This is a genomic window from Paraburkholderia sp. EG287B (genome assembly GCF_040965595.1).
GTDB lineage: Bacteria > Pseudomonadota > Gammaproteobacteria > Burkholderiales > Burkholderiaceae > Paraburkholderia.
The window spans coordinates 60,927-86,395 of sequence record NZ_JBFRCG010000026.1; the positions used below are offsets into that span (position 1 = coordinate 60,927).

Genomic DNA, 25,469 nt, shown 5'->3' on the forward strand with positions numbered 1-25,469 from the left:
CTTCAGTTGCGTACATTAAGCGTGGGCCGGCTGGCGCGATGCGTACACGCGCTCCTTGAACGGCGCGATGCCGATGCGCTCGTACGTGTCGATGAAACGCTCGTCGTCGATGCGATGCTCGACGAACGTATCGATCACCTTCTGCACCACGTCGGGCATCTCTTCAGCCGAGAACGACGGGCCGATCACGCGGCCAAGGCGCGCGCCGTTGCCCTGCTCGCCGCCGAGCGTGACCTGATACCACTCCGAACCATCCTTGTCGACGCCCAGCACGCCGATGTTGCCGACGTGGTGGTGACCGCATGCGTTGATGCAGCCCGAGATGTTCAGCGACAGGTCGCCCAGGTCGTAGACGAAGTCGAGGTTGTCGAAACGTTCCTGGATTGCGAGGGCGATAGGAATCGACTTCGCATTGGCGAGCGAGCAGAAGTCGCCGCCCGGGCACGCGATGATGTCGGTCAACAGGCCGATGTTCGCGGTTGCGAAACCTTGCGCCTTGGCCTTTTCCCACAGCGCGAACAGGTCGCGCTTCTTGACGTCGGCGAGGATCAGGTTCTGCTCGTGCGAGACGCGGATCTGGCCGAACGAGTATTCGTCGGCCCAGCCGGCCACGGCTTCCATCTGCGCGTCGGTGGCGTCGCCCGGCGCGATGTTGCGCGGCTTGAGCGAGAGCGTGACCGACGCGTAGCCCGGCACGCGGTGCGGGCGCACGTTGCGCTCGACCCAGCGCGCGAACGCACGGTTTTCCAGCAGATGCTTTTCGTACGACGTGTCGGTGTCGGCGATCTTTTCGTATGCCGGCGGCACGAAGTACTGCGAGACGCGATCGAGTTCTTCCTGCGTGAGCGTCGAGGGGCCGTCCTTGAGGTGCTGCCACTCTTCTTCGACCTGCTCGGCGAACTTCGCCGGCGAGAGCGCCTTCACGAGGATCTTGATGCGCGCCTTGTACATGTTGTCGCGGCGGCCATAGCGGTTGTACACGCGCAGCACGGCTTCGCAGTAGGTCAGCAGGTGCTGCCACGGCAGGTCGCGCTTGATGATGGCGCCGACGATCGGCGTGCGGCCAAGACCGCCGCCCGCGAGGATGCTCGCGACGATTTCGCCCTGCTCGTTACGGTCGAGGTAGACGCCCAGATCGTGAATCTGCACGGCGGCGCGGTCTTCCTTCGAGCCCGACACGGCGATCTTGAACTTGCGCGGCAGCCACGCGAATTCGGGGTGGAACGTCGACCACTGGCGCAGGATTTCGGCCCACGGGCGCGGATCGACGATCTCGTCGGGCGCGACGCCCGCGAACTGGTCGGCGGTGATGTTGCGGATGCAGTTGCCCGAGGTCTGGATGCCGTGCATCTGCACGGAGGCCAGCTTGCGCAGGATTTCCGGCGTTTCTTCGAGCTTGATCCAGTTGTACTGGATGTTCGAACGCGTCGAGAAGTGGCCGTAGCCGCGGTCGTGCTCGCGCGCGATCGTGCCGAGCATGCGGAGCTGGTCGCTGCGCAGATTGCCGTACGGAATCGCGATGCGGTGCATGTAGGCGTGGCGCTGGTAGTACAGGCCATTTTGCAGGCGCAGCGGACGGAACTCTTCTTCGCTCAATTCGCCCGACAGGCGGCGGCGGACCTGGTCGCTGTATTGCGCGACGCGTTCGTCGACGATGGTCTGGTCGTACTGATCGTATTGGTACATTCGGGGACCCCAGGGTTTGGTTCAATCGCGGCGTTCCGGTTACGCCGCGCTCCGACTTCTCGACTTCGCTCTTTCCGCTCTGTCCTGCCTCTGGCGAGGCGGCCGCGCCTTCAATCGCGCCGGTCATTTGCTAATGACCAAAACAGATATCCATATTGGAAAAGTTGGAGGAATGGTAATAAACTCGCCTTATATTTCAAACGACTCAAAAATCAGGTCGATATGCATACAGGTTATAAGGGTTATCTATGAACCTGCACCAGTTCCGCTTCGTCCGCGAGGCTGTACGCCAGAACTTCAACCTCACGGAAGCGGCCAAGGCACTGTATACAAGCCAGCCGGGCGTCTCGAAGGCGATCATCGAGCTGGAGGATGAGCTTGGGGTCGAAATCTTTACGCGCCACGGCAAGCGCGTGCGCTCGCTCACGGAGCCGGGCCGGATCATCCTCGCCTCGGTGGAGCGCATCCTGCAGGAAGTGGAGAGCCTCAAGCGCGTGGGCAAGGACTACGCGGCGCAGGACCAGGGCAACCTCACGATCGCCGCCACGCACACGCAGGCGCGCTATTCGCTGCCCGCCGCCATCGCCGAGTTCAAGCGGCGTTTTCCGAAGGTGCACCTCTCGATCCTGCAAGGCAGCCCGACCCAGGTCGCGGAAATGGTGCTCCATGACCAGGCCGATCTGTGCATCGCGACCGAGGCCATCTCCGGCTACAAGGAACTGGTGTCGCTGCCCTGCTTCACCTGGCATCACGTGGCGGTAATGCTGCCCGACCACCCGCTGCTCGAGCGCAAGCCGCTTTCGCTCGACGATCTGGCCCAATATCCGCTGATCACCTACGACAATGCGTTTGCCGGGCGTACCAAGATCAACGACGCGTTCCGCCTGCGCGCGCTCTCGCCCGACATCGTGCTGGAAGCCATCGACGCCGATGTGATCAAGACCTACGTGGAGCTGGGCCTCGGCGTCGGGATCATGGCCGACATCGCCTTCAACGCCGAGCGCGACCGGCACCTGCGCGCGGTGCCCGTGGGGCATCTTTTCGGCAGCAACGTCACACGCGTCGCGCTCAAGCAGGGCGCTTACCTGCGCAGCTATGTGTATACGCTCGTCGAGCTGCTTTCGCCGAGCCTGAACCGCAAGCTCATCGAGCAGGCACTCAAGGGCGAGCACGAGACTTACGAACTGTAAGCCGCTGCGCGAGCGCCGGAAGAAAAATCAGACAAAATCCGCAAGACAACAACATCACTTCTCGCCAGATCTGCATGGGGTCAGAGTAAGGCGCTGAAGCGCCAACTCTGATCGACAGGAGACTCAACGGATGAAGCTGTACACGCTTTTGCGCCCGCTCGCCGCGGCTGCCGCCCTTGCCGCCGCCATGTTCGCCCCGGCCGCCCACGCCGACATCAAGGTCGGCATCGACCTCTCGAGCACAGGGCCCGCTGCCGCCATCGGCATCACGAGCAAGAACGCCATGCTGATGTGGCCCGACACGATCGCGGGCCAGAAGGCCGACTACATCGTGCTCGACGACGGCTCGGACCCGGGCGCGGCCGTACGCAACATCCACAAGCTGATCAACGAAGATCACGTGGACGTGATCGTCGGCCCGAATATCACGCCAGCCGCGCTCGCGGCGCTCGATCCGGTGGCGGAAAGCAAGACGCCGATGATCACGCTGGTCGGCTCGGGCTCGGTGGTCGAGCCGCAGCAGGGCGCACGCGTGTGGGCCTTCAAGATGGCGCAGACCGATGCCGCCATGGCCGACGTCATGACGCGCTACATGGCCGCGCACGGCGTGAAGAGCGTGGGCTTTATCGGCTTCGCGGACAGCTACGGCGACAGCTGGCTCAACGAATTCACGAAGTACGCAAAGGCGCGCAACATCCAGATCGTGGCGACCGAGCGCTACAACCGCACCGACGCCAGCGTGACGGGCCAGATTCTCAAGCTGATGGCGGCCAGACCGGACGCCATGCTGATCGCCGGCGCAGGCACGCCGACCGTGCTGCCGCAACGCACGCTGATCGAGCGCGGCTACAAGGGGCCGATCTACCAGACGCATGGCATCGCCACGCCTGAATTCATCAAGCTGGGCGGCAAGGACGTGGAAGGCACCCTGTTCCCGACCCAGCCCGTGGTGGTGGCGCGCACCCTGCCGGCCGACCAGCCGGCGCAAAAGGCGGCGCTCGCCTTCGTCGATGCCTACGAGGCGAAGTACGGCCCGGGCACGGTCACGCAATTCGCGGGCGACGCGGCGGGCGTGTACCCGCGCCTGCAGGATGCGGTTGCGCGCGCGCTCAAGACCGCGCAACCGGGCACCGAGGCGTTCCGCGTGGCGTTGCGCAGCGAGCTCGAGCACGCGCACGAAGTGGTCGTGCCCAACGGCATGGTGAACACGAGCCCGACGGACCACGTGGGCCTCGACCAGCGCGCGAGCGTGATGGGCACGGTACGCGGGGGCAAATTCGTGTATCTGGGGCAATAGACGCTACGAGCGGCGGCGCCCTGCCGCCGCTCAATCGATGGCGTCGGGCCAGCGGCGCGCGCTATGCAGGACGCGCAATATCGTGAGCGCCTCGTTCTCGTACCGGTAAGCGAGCACGAACGGCGTCGATTCGACCACCAGTTCGCGTGTGCCACTCACGCGGCCAACCCGGCCAAGGTTGGGAAAAAGCCGCAGACGTCGAACGGATGCCGAAATCCGCTCGTCCCACGCGATCGCTCTGCGCGGATTGCTCGTCATAGTGAAGTTGAACAGCGCCTCGCGGTCGGCCAGCGCGAGCGGCGACCAGCCTGGCTTCAACTTTTCGCCTTGCGGTTGCGAGCGGGCCCAGGCTCGCCGCCCGCCGCCGCGCGCCGCTTCGCGAAGTGCGCCTCCACTTCTTCATCCGCCACAGCCGGCCGCGGGTCCTTCAGCGCTTCATGTACCTTCGCCCGAAACCACGCGTCATGCGCCACCGGATCGACGGCGAAATCGAACGGCAACGCACCCTCGTTCGCGATACGCGTGAGCAGAATGCGCACGGCGTCCGATACCGTGAGCCCCATGTTGTCGAGCACTTCAGCCGCGCGCTGCTTGAGCGCGTGATCGATGCGAACCTGTACCAATGCATTTGCGTTCATCGACTCGCTCCCTGGTTTGGTCGTTGCCGCTGATTTCGTCGGCGATTTCGTCGAATACGCAGTGTAATGCAATTGAATGACGTTGGACATGCTTCACCTTTGAAGTGGGTTAAACATGCCGCAAGTTTCACTGCCAGGCCCTATCTCCTCAATTCATCCAGATGGCCAGTCACGGCCGCACGATGCTGCGCCAGGCACCGCCCGCCGCGCTGCTCGCCAGTACGGCCTCGATGAAGCGCAGTCCCTCCACGCCGTCGTCGACCGTCGTCAGCAGCCGGCTCGCGGGCGGCGCGGGCTCGCCGGCCTCGCGCGCGAGGATCTGCGCCGCGGCGTCGCGATAGAGCTGCGCGAACGCCTCCAGATAGCCTTCCGGGTGCCCCGGCGGCACGCGCGTGGCGTGCCGTGCGGCGGCCCCCGTCACGCGGCCGCGCGTGAGCCGCTGCGCCTCGCCGCCCTGCGGCGTGAACCACAGCAGGTTGGGCTCCTCCTGATCGAACGCGAGGCCCGCCTTCGTGCCATACACGCGCAGCCGCAACGCGTTCTCCGCGCCGCTCGCCACCTGGCTCGCCCATAGCATGCCGCGCGCGCCGTTGGCGTAGCGCAGCATGGCCTGCACGTGGTCGTCCACGCGGCGACCCGGCACAAAGGTATGCACGTCGGCCGCGAGCGACTCCGGCACGAGCGCGCTCACGAACGCCGCCAGCTGATAGGCATGCGTGCCGATGTCGCCCAGACACCCCGCCGGCCCCGCCAGAGCGGGATCCGTGCGCCACACTGCCTGACGGTTTGCGCCATCGCGCTCGACGGGATTGGCGAGCCAGTCCTGCGCATACTCGACCTGCACGATGCGCACCTCGCCAATCTCCCCCGCCTCGACCATCTCGCGCGCATGCCGCACGAGCGGATAGCCCGAATACGTATGCGTGAGCGCGAACACGAGATTCGCGTCGCGCGCGTGTTGCGCGAGCGCTTCGCCCTCGGCGAGCGAGACCGCGAGCGGCTTGTCGCAGATCACGTGTATGCCCGCGTCCATGAACGCATGCGCCACCGGCGCGTGCAGATGGTTCGGCGTGACGATGGCCACCGCGTCGATGCCGTCCTCGCGCGCGCCTTCCACGCTCGCCATCTCGCGCCAGTCGGCGTAGCTGCGCGCGAGGCCGAGCGCTTCGGCGCTCGACTGCGCGCGCGTCGCATCGGACGACAGTGCGCCCGCGACGAGTTCGAAACCGTCGTCGAGACGCGCCGCGATGCGATGCACGGCGCCGATGAACGCCCCCTCGCCGCCGCCGACCATCCCGAGCCTGAGTCTTCGCGTCATTGCGTGTCTCCTGCGAGAATCGCGTTCAGAGGCCCAGCACGCCCTTCACCTGCGCCGTATCGACGCCGCTGCCCGCGAAGTCGTCGAACGCGTGCTCGGCCACGCGGATGAGGTGCCGCTTGATGAACTCCGCGCCCTCGCGCGCGCCGTCGTGCGGATGCTTGAGCGCGCACTCCCATTCGAGTACCGCCCAGCCCGGATAGTCGTACTGCGTGAGCTTCGAGAAGATCGCGCCGAAGTCGATCTGCCCGTCGCCGAGCGAGCGAAAGCGCCCCGCGCGCTCCACCCATGCGCTATAGCCGCCGTACACGCCTTGTTTGCCCGTGGGGCGGAATTCGGCGTCCTTCACGTGAAAGGCCTTGATGCGCGCGTGATAGAGGTCGATGAACGCGAGGTAATCGAGTTGCTGCAGCACGAAGTGGCTGGGGTCGTAGAGGATGTTCGCGCGGGGATGATCGCCCACTGCCGCAAGAAAGCGCTCGAACGTCACGCCGTCGTGCAGATCCTCACCCGGATGCAGCTCGTAGCAGACGTCCACGCCCGCCGCGTCGAACGCATCGAGAATCGGTCGCCAGCGGCGCGCGAGTTCGTCGAAAGCGGCTTCGACGAGACCTGCCGGCCGCTGCGGCCACGGATAGACGTACGGCCACGCTAGCGCGCCCGAAAACGTCACGTGCGCACTGAGCCCCAGATTCTTCGAAGCGCGCGCGGCCAGCATCAACTGCTCGATGGCCCATGCCGTGCGCGCTTCGCGATCGCCGCGCACCTGCGGCGGCGCGAAGCCGTCGAACAGCGTGTCGTAGGCGGGGTGCACGGCCACGAGCTGTCCTTGCAGATGCGTGGAAAGCTCGGTGATCGTCACGCCCGCGTCGTCGGCCTGCTGGCGCAGGTCATCGCAGTACGCCACACTCGACGCGGCCTGCGCGAGATCGACGAGACGCGCATCCGCGGGCACCTGGATGCCCTTGTAGCCGAGCTGGGCCGCCCAGCCGGCCATGTGCGCGAAGCTGTCGAACGGCGCGTCGTCGCCGAGGAACTGCGCGAGGAATATCGCTGGGCCCTTGATCGTCTTCATCGCAATCCCGTCCTCAGAACGGCGAATCGGGGAAGTAGAACTGCTTCGCGTTCTCCCTGGTGATCAGCACCGAAGGGATGATCGTGGTGGGCGGCAACGCCTTGCCCTGCAAACGCGCTTCGGCCGTGAGCTTGATCGCGTCGTAGATGAACTTCGGCGAATACGACACATCGGCCTTGATGAGCGCATCGCCGTCCATCACGCGCTTGACCATCTCCTTCGATCCCGCGCCGCCGAACACGATCTTGATGTCGTTGCGCTTGGCCTGATCGATCGCCTTGAGCACGCCCACGGCCATGTCGTCGTCGGCGGCCCAGACCGCGTCGATGTGCTTGAAGCGCGTGAGGTAGTCCTGCATCGTCTTGAAGGCGTCGTCGCGGTTCCAGTTCGCGTACTTCGCGTCGAGGATCTTGATGCCGGGATTGCCCTTCAGCACCGACGTGAACGCGGTCCAGCGCTCGTTGTCGAGCGTGGTGGGAATGCCGCGCAACGCGACGATATCGCCCTTGCCGCCCAGCTGCTTCGCGAGGTATTCGGCGGGAATCTTGCCGAACGCCGTGTTGTCGCCGGCCACATAGGCGTCCTGCGCGCTCGTGTCGGTCAGGCCGCGATCGACCACCGTCACGTACACGCCCTGCTTCTTCACCTGCGCAACGGGCTGCGTGAGCGAAGCCGATTCATACGGGAAGATCACGAGCGCGTTGATCTTGTTGACGGTCACGAGGTCCTGCAACTGGTTCGCCTGATCGGGCGCGTTCGCCGCTGTCTTGACGATGACCTTGAGGTCCGGGTGCGCCTTTTCGAGGTCCTTCTTCGCCTCGTTCGCCCACCAGACGATGCCGCCCGTAAAGCCATGGTCGGCCGTGGGAATCGCCACGCCCAGCGTGACCTTGTCGTCGGCGCGCGCCGCGCCCGCACCGAACGTCGCCGCTACGCCAAGCGCCAGCGCGCCCGCACACATCGTTCGAATCATCTTCTTCATGATGCCGTCTCCTATCGTGCGCTCCCGCGCCAATTCTTGCGTTGAGTTTTCGCTGCCTCCTTTTACTTCCCCACCGCCCTGCCAGATCTGCTTCGACATCTTTACCGTCTGCCGCGCTGCAGGAACGCGACCGCGATGATCGCCACGCCCTGCACCGCCGCATTCAGATACACGCTGATGATGCTCGTGAGATTGAGAATATTGGCGATGACCGAGAGCAGCACCGCGCCGACCACGGTGCCCGCCACGCGCCCTTCGCCGCCCTTGAGCGCCGTGCCGCCCACCACCACCGCGGCGATCGCCTCCAGTTCCCACAGCAAGCCCGTCGTCGGCGTGGCGGAGCCGAGGCGCGGCACATAGAGCACCGTCGCCACGCCCACGCACACGCCCAGCAGCACGTAGGTCGCGCACTTCACGCGATCGACGCGGATCGCCGCATAGCGCGCGACCTGCTCGTTCGAACCGATCGCCTGCACGTGCCGCCCGAACGCCGTGCGGTTGAGAATCAGCGCGCCGCCCGCCGCCGTGAGCGCGAACACCCACACGGGCACCGGGATGCCAAAGAGGCTCGCGTAATAGACCGGCCCGTAGAGATCGACGAGATTGTTCTGCAGCGTGAGCGCGCCGCCATCGGCGAGCCAGGTGAGCACCGAGCGGAAGATGCCGAGCGTGCCGAGCGTGACGATGAAAGGCTCGATGCGCCCGCGCGTGATCAGCAAACCATGCGCGAGCCCGAACATCGCGCCGAGCACGAGCGCGATCGCCATGCCGATCGCGACGATGGCCAGGGGCGCAAACGCGTGTTCGCTCGCGGCCAGCGTATTCATCACCCAGATCATCACGCCCGCGATCAGCGCGGCCATCGAGCCGACCGACAGGTCGATGCCGCCCGAAATGATCACGAACGTCATGCCCACGGAAATGATGCCGATGAACGAGGTGCGCGTGAGCACGTTGAGCAGGTTGCCGGCGGTGGCGAAATCGCGGTTGAGCAGCGTGCCGAGCACGCACAGCAGGATCAGGCCGATGAGCGGCCCGACGCCCGCGAGCCGGTGCACGAATCGCGCCGCGGCCGAGCGCGCGCCCCGGCCTTCGGACGCCGCGTCAGTGGGTGCCGGTTGCATGAGCGATCAGCTCCTCTTCGTTCAGATGTTCGTGCCCGAGCGTGGCGACGAGCCGGCCCGCGCGCATCACGGCCACGCGATGCGCGAGCCCGATCAGCTCGACCAGTTCGGACGAGATCACGACGACCGCGCGCCCGGAGGCCGCGAGCCGCTGGATCAGGAAATAGAGGTCGCGCTTCGCACCCACGTCCACGCCGCGCGTGGGCTCGTCGAGCACGATCACGCGCGGGTCGGGCTGCAGGAACTTGGCGAGCGCGAGCTTCTGCTGGTTGCCGCCCGAGAGCATGCGCGCGCGGCTGTCGAGGTCGCCCGTGCGGATGCCGAATTCGCGCACCGCCTTCTCCAGCGCGCGGCGGCCCGCCTTGAGGTCGAGCAGCGGATGGCCGTAGCGCTCGAGCGTCATGAGCGTGAGGTTGTCCTGCAGCGTGAGGTTCATGTGCAGGCCGCGGCCCTTGCGGTCTTCGCTCAGGTACGTGAGGCCGTGGCGCATCGCGTCGCGCGGATGGCGCAGCGTCACCGGGCGGCCGTCGATCTCGATCTCGCCCGCTTGCTTGTGGCGCAAGCCCACGATTGCCTCGAACGCCTCGCTGCGCCCCGCGCCCACGAGTCCCGCGAAGCCGAGAATCTCGCCCGCGCGCACCTCGAAGTCCAGATCCTCGACCCAGCCCGGCACGGTGAGATGCGTCACGCGCAGCGCCACGGGGGCAAGCTCGGGCGCCGCGCCTTTCTCCGGAAACATGTCGGAGACGTCGCGGCCCACCATGAGGTTCGCCATCTGCTGGCGCGCCAGGCCCGCCGTCGCGCTCGCGGCCACGAAGCGGCCATCGCGCATCACGACCACGTCGTCGGTGATGGTCTCTACCTCGTCGAGCTTGTGCGAGATGTAGACGAGCGTCGTGCCAGATGCGCGCAGCTTCGTCATGAGCGCGAAAAGGCGCGCGGTTTCGGCAGGCGTGAGCGTGGCCGTGGGCTCGTCCATGATGAGCAGGCGCGCGTGCCGCGAGAGCGCCTTGGCGATCTCCACGAGCTGTTTCTCGGCGACGATCAGATCGCGCACCTTCACGTCCGGGTCGCGCGTGAGCCCTACCTGCGCGAGCAGTTCACGCGCTTCGCGGCGCATGGCGGCGTCGTCGACGAGCCAGCCTTTGCGCTTTTCGTGCCCGAGGAAGATGTTCTGCGCGATCGTCAGGTGCTCGGCCAGGTTGAACTCCTGGTGGATCAGCACGATGCCGGCGGCTTCGGCCTCGCGCGAGCCGTCGAAGCGGCGCGCCACGCCGTCCACCAGCATCTCGCCCGCGCTCGCGTTCTCGTAGCCCGCGAGGATCTTCATAAGCGTGGACTTGCCCGCGCCGTTCTCGCCCAGCAGCCCGTGAATGCGCCCCGGCGCGAGTTCGAAGCTCACGCCGTGCAGCACGCGCACGGGACCGAAGTCCTTGCGGATGTCGTTGAACTTCACGGCGACGCTCATGCGCGTGCGCTCCTCCAGTACTGGCGCTTGTGGCTTTGCGGGTTGCGCCGAGCGGCTTGCGCCGCCCGCCTGTCGACCGGAGTCAGGGCTTTAGCCCTGACTCCGGTCCCATGCACAGCAGAACACCGCTGGTCTCCCCTGCTATGTGTTCGTCTACGTTTCCTGCGTTTCATCCGCTCTCGCGCACCACCAGCCTGTGCGGCAGCAGCACGCCCGGCACGCTCGCGCGCGGGTCGGCGAAACGCCGCAGCAACAGGCGCGCGGCCGTCTCGCCCAGCTCCCGCATGGGCTGCGCGATCGTCGTGAGCGGCGGGTCGATCTGCGCGGCGAGCGCGATATCGTCGAAGCCGACCACGGCGACGTCGTGCGGCACGCGCCGCCCCGCGCCGCGCAGGCCGTTGACCACGCCCACCGCGAGCGTGTCCGACACCGCGAAGATCGCGTCGGGCGCCTCGCCCGCCGGCAACCGCATGAGCGCGGCGGCGGCCTGCGCGCCCGCGTCGTAGTCGAGGCAGTTCACGTTCACGCGCCAGGCGTCGCGCATCGCGATGCCCGCTTCGCCGAGCGCGTCGCGCCAGCCGTCGCGGCGCTGCTGCGCGTAGAGATAGTGCTCGTCGGAGTTGATGAGCGCCACACGGCGCCGCCCCCGCGCGATCAGATGCCGCACGGCGTCGTGCGCGGCCCGGTAGTTGTCGATACCCACGTACGGCACGCCCACGTCCGGATCGAACTCGCAGCAGGCTACCCACGGCAGCGCCGTCGATTCGGCGGCCAGCGCATGCTGTACCGTCGCCGGGTCGAGGCAGATCGCCCCGTCCGCGCGATGGCGGCGCAGCAGGTCGAAGTAGCTGCGCTCGCGGCCGGCGTCGGCGCCCGTGTCGCACAGCAGCAGGAAAAAGCCGTGCTGGCGCGCGACGCTGTCGATGCCGCGCACGATCTCCGCGTAAAACGGGTTGCCGAAGTCGGGCACCATCGTCAGGAGCAGGCGGCTCTCGGCGGTGCGCAGGTTGCGCGCGAGTTCGTTGACGCGGTAGCCGCTCGTCTCGATCTCGGCGAGCACGCGCTCGCGGGTCGCGGCGCGCACGTTCGCATGGCCGTTGAGCACCCGCGAAACCGTCGCGACCGAGACGCCCGCGCGCTGCGCCACCGCCGCGATCGACCCGCCGCGCGAGGCGGTGGCGGCGCTGGCGTCTTCGGCTTGCGGCTGCGGCCGCAGTGGCGACGTTCTGGACGAGCGAGCGGACATGGGCAAAGACGTTGGTGACCGGTTCGGAAACCTGCGGCGGCCGAAGAAGCGTGAGCCGTTTGACCGCGTCAAAATGTAATCGATTACATTTTTGGTACGAGAAACGTAAAACCGCAAGGCGCACGTAGCCAGGACAAACACCGATCCGCCAATGCCCCCGGAATCCCCTGGGGCTGCCGGCGGCGCGGCCAGGCCAGTAGCCGGTTTGCTACAATTCTCCGATTGCCCGACGCCCTTTTTCGCCGGGCTTCGACCCGAACCGATCCCGACCACAACGCCGAGTCACCATGAACATCGAACAAGCGCGTTTCAACATGATCGAACAGCAGATTCGCCCCTGGGAAGTGCTCGACCAGGACGTGCTGAACCTGCTCTCGATCGTCAAGCGTGAGCATTTCGTCCCCGAGGCCTATACTGCCCTCGCGTTCGCCGACCTCGAAGTGCCGCTGCCGAACGGCCAGCACATGATGGCGCCGCGCGTCGAAGCGCGCGTGCTGCAGGAACTCGCGGTGAAGAAGCACGAGAGCGTGCTGGAAATCGGCGCGGGTTCCGGCTACATGGCGGCGCTGCTCGCGCACCGGGCGCAGAAGGTGCTGACCGTGGAGATCGACACGGAACTCGCCGAATTCGCGCGCGCGAACTTCGTGAAGAACGGCGTGCTGAACGCCGAAGTCGTGGTCGGCGACGGCGCGCGCGGCTGGGCCGCGAACGCACCGTACGACGTGATCTGCGTCTCGGGCGGCCTGCCGGTCGTGCCGCAGGAGTTGCTCGAACAGCTCAAGGTGGGCGGGCGTCTGGCCGCTTTCGTGGGCGGCGCGCCCGTCATGGAAGCGCAGATCATCACGCGCATCGACGAAAAGCAGTTCCGCATTGCCGGCGTGTTCGAAACGTATGTCGAACCGCTGCAGAACGCCGTGCATCCGCCGCGCTTCAAGTTCTAAGGCGCTGCCAACCTGCCGCATCGCCGGGTTCCTTGCACGGCAGCCCGGCTTACTTACCCGATTGAGTGTTCCATGCAGAATCTGACCGCCCCCGCCCTCGCCGAATGGCTTGCCGACACCTCGCGCGAGACTCCCGTACTGCTCGACGTGCGCGAGCCGTGGGAAATCGAAACGGCAAAGATCGCCGGCAGCCTGTCGATCCCGATGCGCGAGATTCCCGCGCGCAGCGAGGAACTGGACGACGAGGCGCAGATCGTCTGCATTTGCCACCACGGCGCGCGCAGCGCCCAGATGGCGATGTTCCTCGAATCGCGCGGCCACACGAAGGTGTTCAACCTGCAAGGCGGCATCGACGCGTGGTCGCGTCAGGTGGACCCCAAGGTCCCGACGTACTAAGCAGGCGCACGCCAGCTTAACCAAATGGCGCGAGAGGGCGCGGCTCAGGCCGCGCCCTTTGTCATTTCTGGGCCGCTCGCTCCGGCCCACGGCGTGCCGCACCGGCATGCCCCTCATGCACAACGATGCAGCGCGCCCAGCCGCACCGTTCGTCCCGCTTCATGCATGCGCGCACTGAGACGATGCAGCGCGCCCGAACATGCATCTCACTGCACCACAATCGCCCGCCCGTTCCATGGCCGCCGATGCGCCCCGCATCGCCGCGCGCCTTATGGGGCAAGCCTGGCGCTTGACCTTCGCGCTGGCACAACGCTTGCAGAAGGCTGTGCGCAAGACACGCCACACACACACCGGGCGGCGCGCAAGACGACAAACGACCACGCGCCACGGCCCACGACTCACTCACGGACAAGAGGCACAAAAATGAAACGTCGCAGTCTGTTGAAACTCGGGACGATGTCGGGCGCACTCGCGGCTGCGGGGCGCATGCCGTTCGCGCACGCGGACACCGGCAGCGGGCCGATCAAGGTCGGCATCCTGCATTCGCTCTCGGGCACGATGGCCATTTCGGAGACCTCACTGAAAGACACCGCGTTGATGACGATTGCCGACATCAACAAGAACGGCGGCGTGATGGGGCGTCAGATCCAGCCCGTGGTGGTCGACCCGGCCTCGAACTGGCCGCTCTTCGCCGAAAAGGCGCGCCAGCTCCTCACCCAGGACAAGGTGGCCTGTGTGTTCGGCTGCTGGACCTCGGTGTCGCGCAAGTCGGTGCTGCCGGTGTTCGAGGAACTCAACGGCCTGCTCTACTACCCCGTGCAATACGAAGGGGAAGAGATGTCGCGCAATGTGTTCTACACGGGCGCGGCGCCCAACCAGCAGGCCATTCCGGCGGTGGAATACCTGATGAGCGCCGAAGGCGGCGGCGCGAAGCGCTTCTTCCTGCTCGGCACCGACTATGTGTATCCGCGCACGACCAACAAGATCCTGCGCGCCTTCCTGCACTCGAAGGGCGTGAAGGACAGCGATATTCAGGAGGTCTACACGCCGTTCGGCCATAGCGACTATCAGACCATCGTCGCGAACATCAAGACGTTTTCGCAAGGCGGCAAGACCACGGTCGTATCGACCATCAACGGCGACTCGAACGTGCCGTTCTACAAGGAGCTCGGCAACCAGGGCATCAAGGCGACCGATGTGCCCGTGGTCGCGTTCTCCGTGGGCGAGGAAGAGTTGCGCGGCATCGACACGAAGCCGCTCGTGGGACACCTCGCGGCGTGGAATTACTTCATGTCGGTCAAAGGCCCGAACAACACGAAGTTCAAGGAGCAGTTCGAAGCCTGGGTGCAGGCGAACAACCTGCCGGGCGGCAGCAAACGCGTGACCAACGACCCGATGGAAGCGACTTTCGTCGGCATCCACATGTGGAAGCAGGCCGTGGAAAAGGCGAAGAGCACCGACGTCGACAAGGTGCGCGTGGCCATGATCGGCCAGACCGTGGCGGCGCCCTCGGGTTTCACGCTGACGATGGACGGCAACCACCACCTGCACAAGCCCGTGATGATCGGCGAAATTCGCGGCGACGGCCAGTTCAACGTCGTGTGGAAGACGAAGACCGCCGTGCGCGCGCAGCCGTGGAGCCCGTTCATCGCCGGCAACGCGGGCAAGCCGGATGTCGTCACCTCGAACGCGCTGCCCGCTTTCCTGCGCCGCTCGCGCGTGGCCTGATGTTGTCTTCGCGAGCGCCGCGCCGCAATGTGGCGCGCGCTCGCGTGCCCTGTCTACGGGCTGCGGCGTAACTTCAGTCTGTTGCGCTGTGGTCCGCACCAAAAAAGAAAGCACCATGGCTCACTCACTCCCGAGGTACGCGCGCGCGGGCTTGCGCCACGCGCTCGCCGCGGCTGCGCTCTTCACGGCGCTATGCACTGGCGCGCACGCACTCGAGGCGGCCGACGTCGCGCCGCTCGGCGGCGACGATTTCGACGCGAAATCCGCAGCCATCGACAAGCTCATCGCCACGCACGACGCCGCTTCGCTCGCGCTCCTGAAAGCGCTCGCCGACGACAGCGTCACGGCAACCGATTCGGGCGAAGTGCTCGTGCAGGATGGCGCGGATGGGCAAAGCGCGCGCGACGCCGCCACGGGTCAGCCCGTCGCCGCGAACTTTGCATCGAGCGCGCAGCCCATCACGCTGAACAACCTCTTGCGCTCGAAGGTAGCGGGCGCGGTCTCGGGCCTGCAACTCGCCTCGCCCGACCTGGAAATGCGCCGGGCGGCCATTGACGGCTTGCTCAAGAACCCCGACCCGGCCATGAAGCCGCTGATCGACGCTGCGCGCGCGAAGGAAACCGACCCGGCGCTCAAGCGCCGTCTCGACACGCTCTGGGCGATGACCGCGCTGCACGACCCGAATGCGGCCACGCGCCTCGAAGCGGCGAAGCTCGTCGCCGCGCGCCACGACCTCGACATGTACGAACTGCTGCGCCCGCTCGTCGCGAAGAACGCAAGCGGCGCGTACAGCGAGCCCGACGCCGATGTGCGCGCCGCCGCGCAGCAAGGCATCGACGCGCTCGACGCCATCCAGCGCCGCAGTGAGATCGCCGGCACGCTGTTCGCGGGCCTGTCGCTCGGCAGCGTGCTGCTGCTCGCGGCGCTCGGCCTCGCCATCACCTATGGCCTCATCGGCGTCATCAACATGGCGCACGGCGAGTTCCTGATGATCGGCGCGTACGCAACCTATGTCGTGCAAACGCTCGTGCAGCGCTATGCGCCGGGCGCGTTCGACTGGTATCCGCTCTTCGCGATTCCCGCTTCGTTCGTCGCCGCAGCGCTCGTGGGCGCGGGAATCGAGCGGCTCGTGATCCGCCACCTCTACGGCCGCCCGCTCGAAACGCTGCTCACCACGTTCGGCATCAGCCTTATCCTCATTCAGGCCACGCGCATGATCTTCGGCGCGCAGAACGTGCAGGTCGAAAACCCCTCGTGGATGAGCGGCGGCGTGACCGTCATGCCCAACCTCATCCTGCCGTACAACCGCCTTGCGATCCTCGCGTTCTCGCTGATCGTGGTGGGCATTGCATGGACCGTCCTCACCAAGACGCGTCTTGGCCTGTTCGTGCGCGCCGTCACGCAAAACCGCCGCATGGCCGCCTGCGTGGGCGTGCGCACCGCGCGCGTGGATGCGTGGGCTTTCGCGTTCGGTGCGGGCGTGGCAGGCCTCGGCGGCTGCGCGCTCTCGCAGATCGGCAATGTCGGCCCCGATCTCGGCCAGAGCTACATCATCGATTCGTTCATGGCCGTGGTGCTGGGTGGCGTCGGGCAGATCGCGGGCACCGTGATCGGCGGCTTCGGTCTCGGGCTCGTCTCCAAGGCCATCGAGCCGTTCTGGGGCGCCGTGCTCGCGAAGATCGCCGTGCTCGTGCTGATCGTGCTCTTCATCCAGAAGCGTCCGCAGGGGCTGTTCGCCCTCAAGGGCCGCAGCGCGGAGGCATGACATGACGAGCGTCACTTCCACTTCCACGCGTCACACGCTGGGCGCCTCGCGACCTTCCGGCGACGGCGCCGAAACGTTCGCGCTCGGCTTGCCCGCGCGGCCGGCCCTGCTTTCGCCGCGCGCCTGGCTCGCGCTCATCGTGCTGATCCTCGTGATCGGCGTGGGCGTGCCGCTTTGCGCGCTGGTGCTGCCGCAAGCGAGCGCGCTGCATCTTTCCGCGTATGCGATGACGCTCGTTGGCAAGCTCATGTGTTATGCGATCGCCGCGCTCGCGCTCGATCTCGTGTGGGGTTATTGCGGCATTCTGAGCCTCGGTCACGGCCTCTTCTTCGCGCTGGGCGGCTATGCCATCGGCATGTACCTCATGCGCGAGATCGGTCACGACGGCAAGTACGGCAGCGACCTGCCCGACTTCATGGTGTTTCTCGACTGGCATGCGCTGCCGTGGTACTGGCAAGGCACGCAGCACCTCGGGTATGCGCTCCTGCTCGTCGTGCTGGTGCCGGCCCTGGTCGCCTGGGTGTTCGGCTTCTTCACGTTCCGCTCGCGCGTGAAAGGCGTGTACCTCTCGATCATCACGCAGGCCATGACGTTCGCCGCCATGCTGCTCTTCTACCGCAACGAAACGGGCTTCGGCGGCAACAACGGCTTCACCGACTTCAAGCGCATCGCGGGCATGCCGATCACGCATCCGGGCACACGCACCGTGCTGTTCCTCCTGACGTTCGCCGTGCTCGTGCTCGCATTTCTCGGCGCGCGCGCCATCGTCACCTCGAAGCTCGGGCGTGTGGTGAGCGGCGTGCGCGACGGCGAAACGCGCCTCATGTTTCTCGGCTACAGCCCGCTTGGCTACAAGCTGTTCGTGTGGACCGTCTCGGCGGTTCTGTGCGGCATCGCGGGCGCGCTTTACGTGCCGCAGGTCGGCATCATCAACCCGAGCGAGATGTCGCCCGGCAACTCGATCGAAATGGCGATCTGGGTAGCCGTGGGCGGACGCGGCACGCTCATCGGACCGATCATCGGCGCCTTCGCCGTGAACGGCGCAAAGAGCTTCTTTACCGCCCATTTCGCCGAGTACTGGCTGTTCTTCCTCGGCCTGATGTTCGTGCTCGTGCCGCTGCTGCTGCCCAACGGCATCATGGGACTCATCGAACTCATCCGGAACCGGATCACCACGCGGAGCGAACGCCCATGAACGGACATAGCGTGATCAGCGACCCGCTCAACCACAACCCGTTCGACGACGCCCTCAAGTCCGACGAACTCGCCCTCTCCGGCGTGGCGGAGCTCGGGCACGTGGTCGAACCCGGCGCGATCGACATCTCGCACGGCACGATCCTGTATCTCGAAGACGTGACCGTGAGCTTCGACGGCTTTCGCGCGCTCAACAAGCTTTCGCTCGTGATCGACGCGGGCGAGCTGCGCTGCGTGATCGGCCCGAACGGCGCGGGCAAGACCACGATGATGGATGTCATCACCGGCAAGACCGCGCCCGATGCGGGCAAGGTGTTCCTCGGGCAAACGCTCGACCTCACGCGCATGAACGAGCCGGCCATCGCGCGCGCGGGCATTGGCCGCAAGTTCCAGAAGCCCACGGTGTTCGAGCAGCATCCCGTCTGGGAGAACCTCGAACTCGCGATGAAGGCCGACAAGGGCTGGTTCGCCACGCTGCGCGCGCGCCTGGGCCGCGAGGCGCAGGCAAAGATCGAGGAAACGCTCGAAGTGATCCGGCTCGAGAGCGACGCGCGACGCCTCGCCGGCGAGCTCTCGCACGGCCAGAAGCAGCGGCTCGAAATCGGCATGCTGCTCATGCAAAAGCCACAACTGCTGCTGCTCGACGAGCCTGCCGCCGGCATGACCGACGACGAAACCATGGAACTCGCGACGCTCCTCAACCGCCTGCGCGGGAGCTGCTCGATGATGGTGGTCGAGCACGACATGGAGTTCGTTGCGGCGCTCGCGGGGGAAACCGGGCGCGTCACGGTGATGGCCGAAGGCAGCGTGCTCGCGCACGGCACGCTCGACGACGTGAAGCGCGACGAAGCGGTCATCGAATCGTATCTGGGCCGCTAGGTCCGCTTTCAACCGATCAGCTATGCTAACTATCGAATCGCTGAATCAGTACTATGGCGGCAGCCACATCCTGCGCAACGTCTCGATGACGGTGCCCGAGGGCGAACTCACCGTGCTGCTCGGGCGCAACGGCGTGGGCAAGACCACGCTGCTGCGCTGCCTCATGGGCGTCGTGCCGACGAAGAACGGCTCGATCGCGTGGCGCGGCGAGGCGCTCACGAAGCTGCCCACGCACGCGCGGGTGGCGCAGGGCCTCGCCTACGTGCCGCAAGGGCGCGATATCTTTCCGCGCCTGAGCGTCGAAGAGAATCTGCTGGTGGGCGCGGCAAGCAAGAAGCGCATGCCGTCAAGCGTGCCCGCGCATATCTACGAACTCTTTCCCGTGCTCAAGGACATGAAGGCGCGCCGCGGCGGCGACCTCTCGGGCGGCCAGCAGCAGCAGCTCGCCATCGGCCGCGCGCTGATGAGCGATCCGCAGCTGCTCATTCTCGATGAGCCTACCGAAGGCATCCAGCCTTCGATCATTCAGGACATCGGTCGCACGTTACGGCAGCTCGTCGAAGAGATGCACATGACGGTGCTGCTGGTCGAGCAGTACTACGACTTCGCCAAGGCCATCGCGGACCGCTATTGGGTAATGAGCCGCGGCGAAATCGTGGCCGGCGGCGCCGGCGCGAGCATGGATGCGGACGGGGTGCGGGAGTTGATCGCGGTGTGAAGCCTGAAATTGGCGACCCGCCGCCACGACGAATGCCGGGCAGCCTTACGAAAGTTCTACGTGGATCTGCAGGGACCGGACGGCGCTCGTCGCCCTGAACCACCTTTCAGGCGCATGCAACGTCAAGGCACCTTCCAAAGCGCAACAGACCGCTGGTTGTGCGCTGGGGTCTGCGCATCTGGCGTTATGAAAGAACATATTCGAATTTATCAATCATCTGGTCGATAAGATTCGTGTCGATATTTTTCTTGCTGGGAACGATGAATAGGCACTGCCGGCCGAAAGTGTCGGCGCGAGAAATGAAGTCCTCGACTATATGATAATGGGGACGATTTGTGTAATCATCGAAGATAATTTTCGTCCCTTCATTGGATAATTTCAGTGTTGTTAAAAAACAGAGAACGCGAAATCGTCCATCAATAAGAACAATATCGGGGTTCTGATGATTTGCCCATGGAGCATTGGCGTATCTAAGAAAATTTTGCCTTTTTTGGTAATTGATTGGAGCGCCCCACTGCCCCAGCTCACCGCAATCTACCCACTCGATTGTGGCATCTTTCCGGTCAATTCTATTCTCCACAAAATCAATCCATTCCTTGCTCGTGTCTATGCTATAAATTTTTGCATTGGTATTCTGCGCTACCCAAATCGTGCTTTCTCCGCAGCCGTACTCGAAATAAAGCCTCGATGAGGCCGTGAGTCGCTTGAACATTGCGTCATCGCCATCGAAAAGAACCTTCTTCTTTTCGGGGGATAGCAATTTCCTGGCTCCAATGGTAATCAGGGGAGGAGTGATAAGTTTAAGGCAATTAATTGCTGACATTGTTGTCTCCGATCATAATTTGAGACAATAAAAAATCCATCAATTGGGGTGGTGCAGTTTCCGAATAATCTTTAACGAACGCTTTCAGAAAAGTTTACGATTTCCTGTCTGTTACGACACGAACGTTTCCCCCATGACCATGCAGGACATACAGGCGAACTTCTGTGGCCTTTCGCACAGTAGTGCCACTAACCAGGGATCCGCGCAGGCAGGCGCCATCCTCCCCGTCCGCGCTTCGTGGCGTAGCGCTTAGCCGCGAGTTTCGCGGCGACATGTCTGGGGACTACGCGCGCGCTGGCACGCGCAGTGCGCTCGGAGGGATTCGTGGTCTGGGATGGAAGGGGCGACGCGATCCCTGTGAGGGGCTTGCAGCAGACGTGCCCATGAAGAATGGCTCGATCGCCTGGCGCGGCGAAGCGCTCACAAAGCTGCCCACGCATGCGCGCTTGGCGCAGGGCCTCGCTTATGTGCCGCAAGGGCGCGATATCTTTCCGCGCTGTACGCAGCGGTCATCCCCGCATTGCCGTTATGCGCGGCGGCGCCGGGCTTGAGCTTGCTGTGATGGAGAGCGGGTACTTAGCCTTAATCGCGACGAGATCAAATGAGCTATAATGGAGGCTCATTTGATTTACGACGGGAGCGCGCCATGCAACTCGTTTCCCCCGAGAAGATCGCTGCAGTCATGGGCCTGAGTCCGGTGCCCCATTCGATCGCCGAACTTGAGGCGCAGGTCGCAGAAGGCCTGCCCAAATCCGCCTTGCGTAACGGCGTCGAACAGATCGCCCTGACCGCGGAGGCGAGGCGCGCGCTCCAGGCACGCATCGTCCCTGAGGCAACCTACAAGCGCCGTCGCGACAGGCTGACACCTGATGAATCGGAGAAGACAGAGCGCCTCGCACGGGTCTACGCGAGCGCGGCCTATGTCTGGGACGATCCGGCGGATGCACGCACCTTCCTTGCCACGCCCCATCCCCTGCTGGAGGGGCGCGTGCCCCTTGAGGTTGCCCTGACCGAGTTGGGTGCGCGCCGCGTGGAAGAACTCCTCTGGAAGCTCTTCTACGGGCTACCGGCCTGATGAGGATTTTCCGCATTGCCGACAGCCGGCATCCGCTATGGAGCGGCACCGGCGCCATGGTCGTTGGCGGTCGATTCAACAGCCCCGGCCGTCCCGTGATCTATGGCGCGCTCACGTTCGCAGGAGCCATGCTCGAGGTACTGGTACACGCACGGATCGGCAAAGTGCCGAAGACACACGTCTGGGTCGAGGCGCAGGTTCCTGATGATCTTCCCGTCGAAAGGTTCACCCCCGGCACACTGCCTGCAGGTTGGGAGGGGCCATCCACTGAAATCGCACGTGATTTCGGAAACCGCTGGCTGGAGGAATGCCGCTCCGCGGTCCTGATCGTGCCTTCTGTAGTCGCACGTGCCGAGTCCAACGCGCTGGTAAATCCCGCCCATCCAGACGCTGCGCGGATCGTCGTATCCGAAGCGCTGCCGGTCTTATGGGACGAACGCCTGTTCGTTCTACCTGCAACAGGGAGTCCGGGAAAACCGGAACAGCACTGAACGCGCAGTCACCGTGCGGTCGCAATCTTCCAGACTGGTATCACCTCGGAATTTCACCAGGCAGAGACGAACTGGCCGTTGTCCGACTGGCTTGGGCAACAAAGTAGCGCCGCTGGGAGCGCTTAATGCGTTGCGCCGCATTCCGTGCCACGGCAAACAACGGGGCCTTGGACCTCTGGTGACAAAGCTGCGAATGGCTCGACGAAAAGAATTGGCAGCAAGCGGACTTCTAGCACTCCCACTCCATCACCACACTGCCGTTAGCAGGGACCTGGCAGCATCGTTATGCGCCCTCTGGTTACGACAGGTTACATAGAGTGGTCTTCGTAAAAGATGGTAAGTATCCGCGCTGAGGCGCCGAAAAACTCGTCCGACCTGGCTGCTATGCTTCATTCAGTCGCCCAGTTCTACCGTGTTTTGCGCGCGTAACCCGAAAACGCACGTCTGAATCCCGCTTCACAGACCTGCAGGCGTGCACTCGGATAGCCTCATGATCATGCTGTTGCAAGTCGCGAACTATGACCGTGGTGGGCGCTTCTGTGCGAGTGTCGAAAGCTTGCTGCACTCTGCCGGTCCTTTTTCATCGAAGCTAGTCAACGCGCGACAAACCAATGCTTCCACTTTTTACCGAGGTCGACGTCTCTAACGCAGCCCGGATTCAGCTTCGCCCGATCGAGATGTCCGACGCCCAAAGGATATTCGAAATCTGGTCCGATCGCGAAGTGATGCGCTTTTACGACTTGGCGCCGCTAAACAGCATCGACGATGCCCGGCTGCTTGTCTCAGCTATGCTCAAAGAGCTGGCGGAAGGACTAAGTGTGCGCTGGGCCATCGTATCGAAATGCGGCATGCGTTTCATTGGCTCATGCGGGTTTAGATTCGATTCCAAGTTCTTTTCCGCAAGCATTAGCTTCGAATTGGAACGTCATTCATGGCGACAGGGATTGATGCGCGAAGCGCTAAACGCGGCGATTGCACATGCATATGACCACTGGCAAATCAACCGTATCCAGGCGATTACGAACCTCGACAACTACGCCTCGATTGGACTTCTGAGGAGCTTGGGATTTGTGGAAGAAGGTGTGATGCGGCAATGGGGCTACTGGAAAGATGCATTTCACGACGTCCATCTTTTCTCCCGGATCAGGGCCGATCAACGGACAATGCAGACATCACTGCCTGCGTGAGGTGACATGCCGACGGTCGCGCGCTGGCTGTTCCGGTGTAATGCTCACTCTGGCATCTCATTCGTCAGCGATGAGATGGCGGATGACGAGCGCCCGGATCGACAATGTCCAGGATCAGCCGGCGAAGTATGCGTCCAGCGGCCCAGTCCCTGCTGGAGCAGGCGGTAAGCATGAAGGCTGATGTGACGTTCTTCAGCCACGGGGGGGACTCGTCATCTCACCAGTGGTTTGTTCGGTCGCAATCGGCACCGAGGCGTACGGTGTGGCCTCGCGCGGGCTCGTGAAACTTGCTGACGGCGGAAAAGGCTATCTGAGCGCTGGCCGCCGGCGCGATATGCAATAGGATTTGACGCACAGGCCCCCTGGCCCCTGGTCAGCGCTCGCGAGCATGCGTGCTATCCTCCACGCCATTCCCCGCTTTTTCCCCTCGCCACGCATGTCGCTCCACGTCGATCACGCCGCTTTCGCCAACACCACGTTTCGCAGCACCGCGCATCAGGAATGGGCCGCGAAACTCGAGCTCGGCTTCGAGCGCCAGGGCGCGCGCACCGCGCTCACGCATCGCCTGCACGTGGGGCCGTTGCGCGTGCAACGGCCACTCTACCCCGAAGGCGACGCGATCTGTCACGCGGTGATCGTGCATCCGCCGGCAGGCATCGCAGGCGGCGACCGTCTCGACATCGACGTGAACGTGGGCGAAGGGGCTCACGCCGTGCTCACGACGCCTGGCGCCACCAAGTGGTACAAGTCGAACGGCCGCGTGGCGCGCCAGCGCATCAACGTGCGCGTGGGCGCGGGCGCGAAACTCGATTGGCTGCCGCAGAACAACCTCGTATTCGACCACGCTCACGCCGAACTCGAATTCGCGCTCACGCTCGGCGAGGGAGCCACGGCCATCGGCTGGGACGCCACGCAACTGGGCCGCCAGGCCGCGGGCGAACGCTGGTCGGCGGGCATGGTGCGAGCGCTCACGCGCGTGACGCGCACCGCGCCGGAAGGCGAAGCCGACGATCAACTGCTCTGGCTCGAGCGCGCCCTCATCGACGCGAACGACCCGCTGCGCGACGCGCCGCAAGGCCTTGCGGGCTACCCGGCTTTCGGCGTGCTGTGGGCGATCGGCCCAGCGTGCAACGAGGCGCTCGCACAAGACCTCGCCGCCATCCTGCCTTTCGACGACGCGCTGCGCTCGGGCGCGACCTGCATCGCGCCGGGCGTGCTGCTCGTGCGCGTGGTCGGTCGGTCGATGGAACCGCTGCAGAGCACGCTCACGCAATGCTGGACGGCGCTGCGGCCGTTCGTGCATGGCGTGAAGGCCGCGCCGCTGCGCTTGTGGACGACTTGAGCGCACGTCATACGCACCTCGGCGGTGCGCATCGGCGCCTTCACGCACGATAACGCAGCGCAACATCGCCATCGCGGTGCATAAGCACCTCGTGATTGGTGCACTCACGCTGTCCCCTTCATTGGCACACACCTTGCTGTGAGCTTGCATCGATTCGTGCGCGCCGCGCGCGAGGTCGCAAGCTGCGCGTAACCTCGCTCCCGTAAGCTGGGTCGGCAGACTTGCCCCAACCGACCCACTACGATGACGCGATGAAGCTCACGCCACGCGAGAAAGACAAGCTCCTGATTTTCACCGCCGCGCTGCTCGCCGAAAGGCGGCGCGAGCGCGGCCTCAAGCTCAACTACCCGGAGGCGGTCGCCTTCATCAGCGCCGCGCTGATGGAAGCGGCCCGCGACGGCAAGACCGTCGCCGAGGTCATGCACTACGGCACCACCCTGCTCACGCGCGATGACGTGATGGAAGGCGTGCCCGAGATGATCCCCGACATTCAGGTCGAAGCGACCTTCCCCGACGGCACCAAGCTCGTCACCGTCCACCATCCGATCCCCTGAGCCGGGAGGAGCCAGCCATGATCCCCGGCGAAATGCTGATCGACGACGGCGAAATCGAACTCAACGCGGGCCGCGACATCATCACCGTAAAGGTGGCGAACACAGGCGACCGCCCCGTGCAGATCGGCTCGCACTTCCACTTCTACGAGGTCAACGCCGCCCTCTCGTTCGATCGCGAAGCCGCGCGCGGCTTTCGCCTGAACATTGCGGCGGGCACGGCCGTGCGCTTCGAGCCAGGACAGGAGCGCACCGTGGAACTCGTGGCGCTTGCGGGCGAGCGCGCCGTGTACGGCTTCAACGGCCAGGTGATGGGCCCGCTCTGAGCGCGGCCAGCGAATTCAGGCGAATTCAT

The 25,469-nt window shown here is 64.8% G+C and carries 25 protein-coding genes and 1 pseudogene; 16 read left to right on the forward strand and 10 right to left on the reverse strand.

The features are described from left to right. Positions 1-15: 15 nt before the first annotated feature. Positions 16-1,686, reverse strand: a complete 1,671-nt coding sequence (locus AB4Y40_RS36265; RefSeq protein ID WP_368691951.1) for a nitrite/sulfite reductase — start codon at positions 1,684-1,686, stop codon at positions 16-18. Positions 1,687-1,934: 248 nt separating this feature from the next. On the opposite strand from AB4Y40_RS36265, the gene AB4Y40_RS36270 reads away from it, so the two are divergent. Next, a complete protein-coding gene (locus AB4Y40_RS36270; protein ID WP_028210583.1) occupies positions 1,935-2,876 on the forward strand; it encodes a CysB family HTH-type transcriptional regulator in 942 nt (313 codons plus the stop codon). Positions 2,877-3,063: 187 nt separating this feature from the next. Next, positions 3,064-4,173 (forward strand): ABC transporter substrate-binding protein, encoded by a 1,110-nt coding sequence (locus AB4Y40_RS36275; RefSeq protein WP_368691988.1) that lies wholly within the window; start codon positions 3,064-3,066, stop codon positions 4,171-4,173. Between the two features lie 30 nt (positions 4,174-4,203). Here AB4Y40_RS36275 and AB4Y40_RS36280 read toward each other — a convergent pair whose 3' ends face one another. From AB4Y40_RS36280 to AB4Y40_RS36315, 8 genes are all read right to left on the reverse strand, one after another. After that, the gene (locus tag AB4Y40_RS36280) at positions 4,204-4,491 is read right to left on the reverse strand and encodes a type II toxin-antitoxin system RelE/ParE family toxin (RefSeq protein ID WP_368691952.1); all 288 of its coding nucleotides are present in this window, start codon (positions 4,489-4,491) and stop codon (positions 4,204-4,206) included. Next, the gene (locus tag AB4Y40_RS36285; protein ID WP_368691953.1) at positions 4,488-4,811 is read right to left on the reverse strand and encodes a type II toxin-antitoxin system RelB/DinJ family antitoxin; all 324 of its coding nucleotides are present in this window, start codon (positions 4,809-4,811) and stop codon (positions 4,488-4,490) included. The genes AB4Y40_RS36280 and AB4Y40_RS36285 overlap by 4 nt, the downstream gene beginning before the upstream one ends. Positions 4,812-4,980: 169 nt before the next feature. After that, the gene (locus AB4Y40_RS36290) at positions 4,981-6,129 is read right to left on the reverse strand and encodes a Gfo/Idh/MocA family protein (protein ID WP_368691954.1); all 1,149 of its coding nucleotides are present in this window, start codon (positions 6,127-6,129) and stop codon (positions 4,981-4,983) included. Between the two features lie 25 nt (positions 6,130-6,154). Beyond that, positions 6,155-7,204 carry a sugar phosphate isomerase/epimerase family protein gene (locus tag AB4Y40_RS36295; RefSeq protein WP_368691955.1) on the reverse strand — a complete coding sequence of 350 codons (1,050 nt, stop codon included), beginning with the start codon at positions 7,202-7,204 and terminating at the stop codon, positions 6,155-6,157. Positions 7,205-7,217: 13 nt separating this feature from the next. Further along, positions 7,218-8,186, reverse strand: coding sequence for a substrate-binding domain-containing protein (locus AB4Y40_RS36300; RefSeq protein WP_368691956.1), 969 nt, complete (start codon positions 8,184-8,186; stop codon positions 7,218-7,220). A gap of 101 nt (positions 8,187-8,287) precedes the next feature. Continuing rightward, the gene (locus AB4Y40_RS36305) at positions 8,288-9,310 is read right to left on the reverse strand and encodes an ABC transporter permease (RefSeq protein WP_368691957.1); all 1,023 of its coding nucleotides are present in this window, start codon (positions 9,308-9,310) and stop codon (positions 8,288-8,290) included. Next, the gene (locus AB4Y40_RS36310; RefSeq protein ID WP_368691958.1) at positions 9,291-10,778 is read right to left on the reverse strand and encodes a sugar ABC transporter ATP-binding protein; all 1,488 of its coding nucleotides are present in this window, start codon (positions 10,776-10,778) and stop codon (positions 9,291-9,293) included. Before AB4Y40_RS36310 ends, AB4Y40_RS36305 begins: the two co-directional genes overlap by 20 nt. A gap of 169 nt (positions 10,779-10,947) precedes the next feature. After that, positions 10,948-12,024, reverse strand: coding sequence for a LacI family DNA-binding transcriptional regulator (locus AB4Y40_RS36315; protein WP_368691959.1), 1,077 nt, complete (start codon positions 12,022-12,024; stop codon positions 10,948-10,950). Between the two features lie 287 nt (positions 12,025-12,311). Here AB4Y40_RS36315 and AB4Y40_RS36320 point away from each other — a divergent pair, with 287 nt between their 5' ends. From AB4Y40_RS36320 to urtE, 7 genes are all read left to right on the forward strand, one after another. After that, complete coding sequence (locus AB4Y40_RS36320) at positions 12,312-12,965, forward strand: protein-L-isoaspartate O-methyltransferase (protein WP_321929254.1); 654 nt, start codon at positions 12,312-12,314, stop codon at positions 12,963-12,965. A gap of 72 nt (positions 12,966-13,037) precedes the next feature. Continuing rightward, positions 13,038-13,361, forward strand: coding sequence for a rhodanese-like domain-containing protein (locus AB4Y40_RS36325; RefSeq protein WP_368691960.1), 324 nt, complete (start codon positions 13,038-13,040; stop codon positions 13,359-13,361). Between the two features lie 423 nt (positions 13,362-13,784). Continuing rightward, on the forward strand, positions 13,785-15,089 hold the full coding sequence (gene urtA, locus AB4Y40_RS36330; protein WP_368691961.1) for an urea ABC transporter substrate-binding protein: 1,305 nt from the start codon (positions 13,785-13,787) through the stop codon (positions 15,087-15,089). Between the two features lie 115 nt (positions 15,090-15,204). After that, the gene (urtB, locus tag AB4Y40_RS36335; protein ID WP_368691962.1) at positions 15,205-16,854 is read left to right on the forward strand and encodes an urea ABC transporter permease subunit UrtB; all 1,650 of its coding nucleotides are present in this window, start codon (positions 15,205-15,207) and stop codon (positions 16,852-16,854) included. Position 16,855: 1 nt separating this feature from the next. After that, positions 16,856-18,049 (forward strand): urea ABC transporter permease subunit UrtC, encoded by a 1,194-nt coding sequence (gene urtC / locus AB4Y40_RS36340; RefSeq protein ID WP_368691963.1) that lies wholly within the window; start codon positions 16,856-16,858, stop codon positions 18,047-18,049. After that, complete coding sequence (gene urtD, locus AB4Y40_RS36345) at positions 18,046-18,927, forward strand: urea ABC transporter ATP-binding protein UrtD (protein WP_368691964.1); 882 nt, start codon at positions 18,046-18,048, stop codon at positions 18,925-18,927. The genes urtC and urtD overlap by 4 nt, the downstream gene beginning before the upstream one ends. Positions 18,928-18,949: 22 nt before the next feature. Continuing rightward, a complete protein-coding gene (gene urtE / locus AB4Y40_RS36350) occupies positions 18,950-19,645 on the forward strand; it encodes an urea ABC transporter ATP-binding subunit UrtE (protein ID WP_368691965.1) in 696 nt (231 codons plus the stop codon). 184 nt (positions 19,646-19,829) lie between these two features. Here urtE and AB4Y40_RS36355 read toward each other — a convergent pair whose 3' ends face one another. Further along, positions 19,830-20,468 carry a hypothetical protein gene (locus AB4Y40_RS36355; RefSeq protein ID WP_368691966.1) on the reverse strand — a complete coding sequence of 213 codons (639 nt, stop codon included), beginning with the start codon at positions 20,466-20,468 and terminating at the stop codon, positions 19,830-19,832. Positions 20,469-20,854: 386 nt separating this feature from the next. Here AB4Y40_RS36355 and AB4Y40_RS36360 point away from each other — a divergent pair. The 7 genes and pseudogenes from AB4Y40_RS36360 to AB4Y40_RS36390 all read left to right on the forward strand — a co-directional run. After that, positions 20,855-20,971 (forward strand): annotated as a pseudogene (locus tag AB4Y40_RS36360) (ABC transporter ATP-binding protein); the annotation flags it as partial. A gap of 143 nt (positions 20,972-21,114) precedes the next feature. Further along, positions 21,115-21,543 carry an antitoxin Xre/MbcA/ParS toxin-binding domain-containing protein gene (locus tag AB4Y40_RS36365; protein WP_069269414.1) on the forward strand — a complete coding sequence of 143 codons (429 nt, stop codon included), beginning with the start codon at positions 21,115-21,117 and terminating at the stop codon, positions 21,541-21,543. Further along, positions 21,543-22,034 carry an RES family NAD+ phosphorylase gene (locus tag AB4Y40_RS36370; RefSeq protein ID WP_368691967.1) on the forward strand — a complete coding sequence of 164 codons (492 nt, stop codon included), beginning with the start codon at positions 21,543-21,545 and terminating at the stop codon, positions 22,032-22,034. The genes AB4Y40_RS36365 and AB4Y40_RS36370 overlap by 1 nt, the downstream gene beginning before the upstream one ends. Before the next feature lie 611 nt (positions 22,035-22,645). Continuing rightward, the gene (locus tag AB4Y40_RS36375; protein ID WP_368691968.1) at positions 22,646-23,221 is read left to right on the forward strand and encodes a GNAT family N-acetyltransferase; all 576 of its coding nucleotides are present in this window, start codon (positions 22,646-22,648) and stop codon (positions 23,219-23,221) included. Positions 23,222-23,657: 436 nt separating this feature from the next. Continuing rightward, positions 23,658-24,563 carry an urease accessory protein UreD gene (locus AB4Y40_RS36380; RefSeq protein WP_368691989.1) on the forward strand — a complete coding sequence of 302 codons (906 nt, stop codon included), beginning with the start codon at positions 23,658-23,660 and terminating at the stop codon, positions 24,561-24,563. A gap of 251 nt (positions 24,564-24,814) precedes the next feature. Then, positions 24,815-25,117, forward strand: a complete 303-nt coding sequence (gene ureA / locus AB4Y40_RS36385) for an urease subunit gamma (RefSeq protein WP_028208480.1) — start codon at positions 24,815-24,817, stop codon at positions 25,115-25,117. Positions 25,118-25,134: 17 nt separating this feature from the next. Further along, a complete protein-coding gene (locus tag AB4Y40_RS36390; protein ID WP_368691969.1) occupies positions 25,135-25,440 on the forward strand; it encodes an urease subunit beta in 306 nt (101 codons plus the stop codon). Positions 25,441-25,469: the final 29 nt, after the last annotated feature.

Excerpts from the sequence above, each read along its gene's own strand:
- urtE (WP_368691965.1), top strand. The coding sequence starts at position 18,950 with ATGCTAACTATCGAATCGCTGAATCAGTACTATGGCGGCAGCCACATC.
- AB4Y40_RS36320 (WP_321929254.1), top strand. The coding sequence starts at position 12,312 with ATGAACATCGAACAAGCGCGTTTCAACATGATCGAACAGCAGATTCGC.
- AB4Y40_RS36285 (WP_368691953.1), bottom strand. The coding sequence starts at position 4,811 with ATGAACGCAAATGCATTGGTACAGGTTCGCATCGATCACGCGCTCAAG.
- AB4Y40_RS36370 (WP_368691967.1), top strand. The coding sequence starts at position 21,543 with ATGAGGATTTTCCGCATTGCCGACAGCCGGCATCCGCTATGGAGCGGC.
- AB4Y40_RS36325 (WP_368691960.1), top strand. The coding sequence starts at position 13,038 with ATGCAGAATCTGACCGCCCCCGCCCTCGCCGAATGGCTTGCCGACACC.
- AB4Y40_RS36305 (WP_368691957.1), bottom strand. The coding sequence starts at position 9,310 with ATGCAACCGGCACCCACTGACGCGGCGTCCGAAGGCCGGGGCGCGCGC.
- AB4Y40_RS36380 (WP_368691989.1), top strand. The coding sequence starts at position 23,658 with ATGTCGCTCCACGTCGATCACGCCGCTTTCGCCAACACCACGTTTCGC.
- AB4Y40_RS36315 (WP_368691959.1), bottom strand. The coding sequence starts at position 12,024 with ATGTCCGCTCGCTCGTCCAGAACGTCGCCACTGCGGCCGCAGCCGCAA.
- AB4Y40_RS36265 (WP_368691951.1), bottom strand. The coding sequence starts at position 1,686 with ATGTACCAATACGATCAGTACGACCAGACCATCGTCGACGAACGCGTC.
- AB4Y40_RS36270 (WP_028210583.1), top strand. The coding sequence starts at position 1,935 with ATGAACCTGCACCAGTTCCGCTTCGTCCGCGAGGCTGTACGCCAGAAC.
- ureA (WP_028208480.1), top strand. The coding sequence starts at position 24,815 with ATGAAGCTCACGCCACGCGAGAAAGACAAGCTCCTGATTTTCACCGCC.
- AB4Y40_RS36310 (WP_368691958.1), bottom strand. The coding sequence starts at position 10,778 with ATGAGCGTCGCCGTGAAGTTCAACGACATCCGCAAGGACTTCGGTCCC.
- AB4Y40_RS36290 (WP_368691954.1), bottom strand. The coding sequence starts at position 6,129 with ATGACGCGAAGACTCAGGCTCGGGATGGTCGGCGGCGGCGAGGGGGCG.
- urtD (WP_368691964.1), top strand. The coding sequence starts at position 18,046 with ATGAACGGACATAGCGTGATCAGCGACCCGCTCAACCACAACCCGTTC.
- urtA (WP_368691961.1), top strand. The coding sequence starts at position 13,785 with ATGAAACGTCGCAGTCTGTTGAAACTCGGGACGATGTCGGGCGCACTC.
- AB4Y40_RS36365 (WP_069269414.1), top strand. The coding sequence starts at position 21,115 with ATGCAACTCGTTTCCCCCGAGAAGATCGCTGCAGTCATGGGCCTGAGT.
- AB4Y40_RS36390 (WP_368691969.1), top strand. The coding sequence starts at position 25,135 with ATGATCCCCGGCGAAATGCTGATCGACGACGGCGAAATCGAACTCAAC.
- AB4Y40_RS36355 (WP_368691966.1), bottom strand. The coding sequence starts at position 20,468 with ATGTCAGCAATTAATTGCCTTAAACTTATCACTCCTCCCCTGATTACC.
- urtB (WP_368691962.1), top strand. The coding sequence starts at position 15,205 with ATGGCTCACTCACTCCCGAGGTACGCGCGCGCGGGCTTGCGCCACGCG.
- urtC (WP_368691963.1), top strand. The coding sequence starts at position 16,856 with ATGACGAGCGTCACTTCCACTTCCACGCGTCACACGCTGGGCGCCTCG.
- AB4Y40_RS36300 (WP_368691956.1), bottom strand. The coding sequence starts at position 8,186 with ATGAAGAAGATGATTCGAACGATGTGTGCGGGCGCGCTGGCGCTTGGC.
- AB4Y40_RS36375 (WP_368691968.1), top strand. The coding sequence starts at position 22,646 with ATGCTTCCACTTTTTACCGAGGTCGACGTCTCTAACGCAGCCCGGATT.
- AB4Y40_RS36275 (WP_368691988.1), top strand. The coding sequence starts at position 3,064 with ATGTTCGCCCCGGCCGCCCACGCCGACATCAAGGTCGGCATCGACCTC.
- AB4Y40_RS36295 (WP_368691955.1), bottom strand. The coding sequence starts at position 7,204 with ATGAAGACGATCAAGGGCCCAGCGATATTCCTCGCGCAGTTCCTCGGC.